4 protein-coding genes and 1 rRNA gene are annotated in these 6,532 nt (G+C 45.0%); 2 read left to right on the top strand and 3 right to left on the bottom strand.

The window, feature by feature from the left end:
• Positions 1-95 precede the first annotated feature (95 nt).
• Positions 96-212 (top strand): 5S ribosomal RNA (gene rrf / locus L3V27_RS15085).
• A 95-nt stretch (positions 213-307) separates the two neighbouring features.
• On the opposite strand, the gene ilvY is transcribed toward rrf, so the two are convergent.
• Complete coding sequence (gene ilvY, locus L3V27_RS15080; protein WP_104971105.1) at positions 308-1,198, bottom strand: HTH-type transcriptional activator IlvY; 891 nt, start codon at positions 1,196-1,198, stop codon at positions 308-310.
• A 143-nt stretch (positions 1,199-1,341) separates the two neighbouring features.
• On the opposite strand from ilvY, the gene ilvC reads away from it, so the two are divergent.
• Entirely contained in the window at positions 1,342-2,826 is a 1,485-nt protein-coding gene (gene ilvC / locus L3V27_RS15075; protein ID WP_109168648.1) for a ketol-acid reductoisomerase, read from the top strand.
• 191 nt (positions 2,827-3,017) lie between these two features.
• Here ilvC and L3V27_RS15070 read toward each other — a convergent pair whose 3' ends face one another.
• Together L3V27_RS15070 and vmeD are read right to left on the bottom strand one after the other, a co-directional pair.
• Entirely contained in the window at positions 3,018-3,269 is a 252-nt protein-coding gene (locus L3V27_RS15070) for an accessory factor UbiK family protein (RefSeq protein ID WP_005398178.1), read from the bottom strand.
• Positions 3,270-3,400: 131 nt separating this feature from the next.
• Entirely contained in the window at positions 3,401-6,523 is a 3,123-nt protein-coding gene (gene vmeD, locus L3V27_RS15065) for a multidrug efflux RND transporter permease subunit VmeD (RefSeq protein ID WP_006743289.1), read from the bottom strand.
• Positions 6,524-6,532: the final 9 nt, after the last annotated feature.

Raw genomic sequence — 6,532 nt, 5'->3', positions numbered from 1 at the left:
ATACAACACCCAAGGGGTTTTGATGGACTCAATGAAAGAACATTGAATGTGTAAGAACGAGAATTAAGAAACAGCTTTCCGAATTAAAGAATTTGCTTGGCGACCATAGCGTTTTGGACCCACCTGATTTCCATGCCGAACTCAGAAGTGAAACGAAATAGCGCCGATGGTAGTGTGGGGCTTCCCCATGTGAGAGTAGGACATCGCCAGGCTTTAAATTTGAAAAAGCCCACTCGAAAGAGTGGGCTTTTTTACGTTTCTGGGTTTTGAAAATTACCTAAGCACTCAGAACTCAAAACATCTATCGTTAAGGTGTAATGTATTTACTCTCTGCCACTTTCCAAAAAGCCTTCACTAATGGATTCTCTAACTGATTTTTGTTGCAGCAGACACCAAGTTCAAAAGGCTTAATTGGCAACACTTTTAAGCGATTTATCTTCTCTCTCACCGGGCTATTGTTGATCACGACATCAGGTGCGATACCTACACCGCATCCTAGTGCAACCATACTTACGATGGCTTCATGCCCTGACGTTTGCGCGTAGATATTCGGCTTTATTTTCATTTGTTTGAGCCAAGTATTGGCTCTATCTCTTGCTGTCCCTGCTTCTGGGAGAATGAATGGAATGACTGACCAGTTTGGTCTTTCTTTTTGTAGCTCCTCCGCAAATGAACTCACGCCGACAGGAGCGATGACAGAAAGCGGTATTTCACTGATCGTTTCAAATGCGATTTTGCTTGGCATCTGCTCAGATTTGGCTGAGATGGCAATATCGGCTTCATCTGCTAGAATTTTGTCGATCGCTTGAGCTGGATCGCCGGTTGATAGCTTAAATTCGATAAAAGGATGCTGCAGACGAAAATCAGAGATTAACTCTGGCAGGTGGCTGTAGCTTGCAGTAACCGAACAAAAGAGACGGATTTCTCCTTTCAACTCGTCCTCTGCTCCCTTTAGGTGACTTTGGTACTGCTGCCATTCGCCAAGAATTTTTAAGGCGACAGGAACCAGTTTTTTGCCTTGGCTCGTTAAATCAACACTGCGATTGTCCCGCAAAAATAATTGTTGGCCAGTTTCTTCCTCTAGCTTTTGTACTTGTCTGCTCAAGGCTGAAGGACTCACATGCATCGCTGCTGCGGTCTTAGCGAAACTTTTACTCTCACACAGATGAATAAAAAGTTGCAGGCTTTTGATATTCATTAAATCTTCATTTCCATGTTGCACAAATTGCAATAACTAATTGTGAATATATCACTTTAAGCAATTTAATGTCTGTTTTAGTATGAAGTTATTCGGTAAGGCAATTACCGACCTCAATGGAAGAATCTTAAAGGAGCACCCAGATGGCTAATTATTTCAATACCTTAAACTTGCGCGAGCAGTTGGACCAATTAGGTCGTTGTCGCTTTATGGACCGTAGCGAATTTGCTTCAGAAGCGGATTACTTAAAAGGCAAGAAAGTGGTCATCGTAGGTTGTGGTGCTCAAGGTCTTAACCAAGGTCTGAATATGCGTGACTCTGGTCTAGACGTTGCTTATGCGCTTCGCCAAGCAGCGATTGATGAGCAACGCCAGTCATTCAAAAACGCAAAAGACAACGGTTTTGAGGTAGGTAGCTACGAAACGCTAATTCCACAAGCTGACTTAGTAGTAAACCTTACTCCTGATAAGCAGCACACAAACGTTGTTGAGACGGTAATGCCGCTAATGAAAGAAGGCGCAGCACTGGGTTACTCTCACGGTTTCAACGTTGTTGAAGAAGGCATGCAAATCCGTAAAGACCTAACGGTAGTAATGGTTGCACCTAAATGTCCGGGTACGGAAGTTCGTGAAGAATACAAGCGTGGTTTCGGTGTTCCAACTCTTATCGCTGTTCACCCAGAGAACGACCCAAAAGGTGAAGGTTGGGATATCGCGAAAGCTTGGGCTGCAGCAACAGGTGGTCACCGTGCAGGCTGTCTAGAGTCTTCTTTTGTTGCTGAGGTGAAATCTGACCTAATGGGTGAGCAAACTATCCTTTGTGGCATGTTGCAGGCTGGTTCTATCGTATGTTACGAGAAGATGATTGCTGACGGTATCGAACCTGGCTACGCAGGCAAGCTTCTTCAATACGGCTGGGAAACGATCACGGAAGCTCTGAAGTTTGGTGGTATCACTCATATGATGGATCGCCTAACTAACCCTGCGAAAGTGAAAGCATTTGAGCTTTCTGAAGAGCTAAAAGAGCTGATGCGTCCGCTATACAACAAGCACATGGATGACATCATCACAGGTCACTTCTCTAGCACGATGATGGCTGACTGGGCAAACGACGATGCAAACCTACTAGGCTGGCGTGCAGAAACGGGTGAAACTGCTTTCGAAAACTACCCAGAAACTGACGTAGAAATCTCTGAGCAGGAGTACTTCGATAACGGTATCCTGATGGTTGCTATGGTTCGTGCGGGTGTTGAGCTAGCATTCGAAGCAATGACGGCATCTGGCATCATCGATGAGTCTGCTTACTACGAGTCTCTACACGAGCTGCCACTTATCGCAAACACTATCGCACGTAAGCGTTTATACGAGATGAACGTGGTTATCTCTGATACGGCTGAATATGGTAACTACCTATTTGCTAATGTAGCAACGCCGCTACTGCGTGAAAAATTCATGCCTTCTGTTAGTACAGACGTCATTGGTAAAGGTCTAGGTGAAACTTCTAACCAAGTGGATAACGCGACTCTTATCGCTGTGAATGAAACAATCCGCAACCACCCTGTAGAATATATCGGTGAAGAACTACGTGGTTATATGACAGATATGAAGCGCATCGCGGTTGGTGGCTAATTTTCTTTGCTTCAAAGTAGAGAAAATATTAAATGAACTCTGGCCAGACTGGAGTCGATAAATACAAAAACACGACATCTAATCAAAAAGCTTGGTCGCCGTTGACCAAGCTTTTTCTTTTTAGCCACTTATGAAACAAGTCGGTTTAATCTGAATAAAAAAACGCTCCTTTATGAGGAGCGTTTTAACACTTATTTTTCTGCAAGCTTCTCTTCAAGCTCCGCCAATTTCTGTTCCATTTCTGTCAGCTTTTGACGCGTGCGCAGTAAAACTTGAGTTTGAACATCAAACTCTTCGCGGCTTACTACATCTAGCTTATTCAGTTGGCCTTGGATTACTTGGCGAACCTTCTGATCAACATCAGAGCCCAACTCTTTTACAGGTTGAGGCATTGAGTCGTGAATCTGTTTAGCAATTTGCTCTAATTTCTTTGGGTCAAACATAGTGGCTAAAACTCCTTTTGATTTGTCCTCATTTTAAGTAAATGATACGTGAAAGTCGCCATTTAGATGGCAAAAAAGAGAGCGGCAATAAAAAAGGTCACCGAAGTGACCTTTTTGAATGCCTTAAAAGCTTATCTGTTATCCGCTAATTCACGGTGGGCTGCTTTCGCTTCATCAACTCGTGCCAATTTCTCCAAGTCTTTGTCTTCAACAAATACTGGCAGTGGTTTGTGTTTTTCTGCTAGGTAGCTGTAAATCACAGGTAGTACGAATAGTGTGAACAATGTACCAATTGCTAGACCAGCAACGATTACGATACCGATACTGAAACGTTGCGCGGCACCTGCACCTGTTGCGTACATCAGCGGGATAAGACCTGCGATCATCGCTGCGGTTGTCATTAGGATAGGGCGAAGACGCACTTTCGCAGCCTCCATCACCGCATCGATACGAGACAGTTTATTATGTAACTGCTCTTCTTTGGCTACTTCACAGATCAAGATACCGTGCTTGGTGATTAGGCCGACCAGCGTGATCAAACCAACTTGCGAGTAGATGTTCATTGAGGCCGTACCCCACGCCAACGCGATCAAGGCACCACATATTGCTAGCGGTACAGATACCATGATGACAATAGGGTCGCGGAGTGATTCAAATTGAATCGCCAGAACGAGGAAGATGATCGCAAGTGCAAGACCAAAGGTTGCATACAAGGCACTACCTTCCGTTACAAACTGACGAGATTCGCCCATGTAATCGTGGTTATAGCCTGCAGGCAGTTTGGTTTGCGCGATATTTTCAAACCAATTAACTGCATCTCCCATCGAGACACCAGGGCCAGTAACTGCACCTACAGTCGCTGAGTTTAACTGGTTGAAGTGTGGCAAAGAGCGAGGCTCGGCCACCACATCGATGGTAATCAGACTACCTAATGGAACCGCTTTACCATCTACAGAGCGTACATAGTAGTTCTTCATCGATTCTGGGTTTAGACGCCATTTACGCTCAACCTGAGGAATTACCTCATAAGAACGGCCATTTAGGTCGATACGGTTTACATAGCCATCTGCCATCATAGTACTGAGGGTGATACCAATGTCTTGCATAGTCACACCGTAGGCACCCGCTTTGTCTTTATCGATCTTGATCTTCATCGTTGCAGAATCATATTTCAGATCCAGATCGGAATAGACAAACATTGGACTGCTTGCTACTTCTGACAGAATGTCATTTGCAACGGTAAACAAACTTTCAAAGTTGTTTGGTGTTGTAATTACGAACTGTACAGGAAGGCCTGAACCAGCACCTGGTAGCTCCGGCATTTCGTAGGCAGCAATAGACATTCCCGGAATGCTCGAAACAAGCCCACCAACACGCTGTTTGATTTCTGCTTGGCTCGCTTCTCGTTCGCCCCATGGTTTGAGTGTAGCTAAACCAAACGCTTGATTAGAATCCGGAACACCGTTAAATACCTGAGCGTATTCTACTTCTGGTTGATCAGAGAGAATCTTATTCACATCATCCATGGTGTTTTGGATGTAGTCCAAATTCGAATTCGATGGTGCGGTCCCTATGAGCACAACAACACCTTTATCTTCAGAAGGAGCTAGTTCACTAGGAATAAACTTGAATAAAACAGGTAGGCTTGCAAATACAATAATGGCAAATACGATCACCACTGGTCGGCTCGCCATTACTGCTTTTAACATATTTGCGTAGCGATTAGTCATGCCATCAAGGATATGGTGAACTTTTTGCTCAAACTTGCTCGGCTTTTCGTTCGCCTTCAGCATCTTTGAACACATCATAGGTGATAGCGTTAAAGCGATGATACCGGACACAAATACCGAACCTGCTAGCGTTAAAGCGAACTCTTTGAACAACGAGCCCGTAATACCGCCCATCAACGCGATTGGTGCGTATACCGCACCTAGCGTTAATGTCATCGCAATAACTGGCACAGCAATTTCGCGCGTACCAATGATTGCTGCACGGAATGGTGACTCGCCTTCTTTGATATGACGGTCCACGTTTTCTAGCACCACGATCGCGTCATCCACCACCAGGCCGATGGCAAGTACCATCGCTAGTAGTGTCATTAAGTTCCAAGAGAAGCCCATTGCCTGCATAACCATCGCCACACCAATCAAAGAGAGTGGAATAGTGACGATAGGAATGATGACCGCACGGAACGAACCTAGGAACAGTGTGATCACTACAAGTACGATAATTGCCGCTTCAAGAATCGTTTTCACTACTTCGTGAATTGACTCGTTGATCGCAATGGTAGAGTCGTACATCACGTTCATTTTGATGTTACTTGGTAAGTTGCGCTCAAGTTGAGGTAATAATTCAAGCACATCAGCAGCGATGTTGATTGGGTTGGCACTTGGCGCGGCGTTGATTGCAGCAACCACGGCTTCTTGGCCGTTTGCACTTGCACGGTAAACGTCGTGACTCTTCTCAAGTGTTACCTTGGCGATATCACCTAAGCGAATAACGTCCCCTTCACCCGTTTTTACGACCAACGCTTCAAGTTCAGCAACGTTTGATACCTGAGTATCCGCGCTACCGTTATAAAGCACGAACTCACCCGTCGCTTGACCCGTCGCAGATTGGTAGTTGTTGGCGTTAAGAACGCTCATCACATCCGTTGCAGTCAGCTTTAACGCGCCCATTTTTGCTGGATCTAGCCATACGCGCAGCGCGTATTTCATACCACCGTAAAGGTCAACTTTTGATACACCATTTACAGTGAATAGCTGTGGGTTGATTACACGCTCAAGGTAGTCGGTGATCTGGCTGGAAGACAACTCGTCACTGGTAAAACCAATATACAATACCGCGGTAGTAGAACCGGTCGACATCGTTACGGTCGGGTCTTCGGCTTCTTTTGGAAGCTGGGAACGTACCGAGTTAGTTTTCGCTAAGATGTCAGCCAATGCCGCGTTTGGGTCGGTATTCAACTTCATGTTGACAGTAATGGTTGATTTACCTAACACCGATTGCGAGGTCATATAATCAATATTATCGGCTTGCGCCACCGCTTGCTCCAATGGCTGAGTAATAAAGCCCTGGATCAAGTTGGCACTTGCACCGTAGTAACTGGTGGTCACAGTGACCACTGTATTCGTCATTTCAGGGTATTCACGAACTTGCATTTTGAACACGGCTTGCAAACCAAGCAATGCAATCAAAAAACTGATCGATACCGCTAAAACTGGACGTTTTATAAAAACATCTGTAAAGCGCATGATGCCTCC

Origin of the sequence: Vibrio sp. J2-3(2022), from assembly GCF_021725735.1 — a bacterium.
In the GTDB taxonomy this organism is placed as follows: domain Bacteria; phylum Pseudomonadota; class Gammaproteobacteria; order Enterobacterales; family Vibrionaceae; genus Vibrio; species Vibrio diabolicus.
Note: the sequence above shows the minus strand (reverse complement) of the source record. Positions and strands in the feature narration are given on the sequence as shown.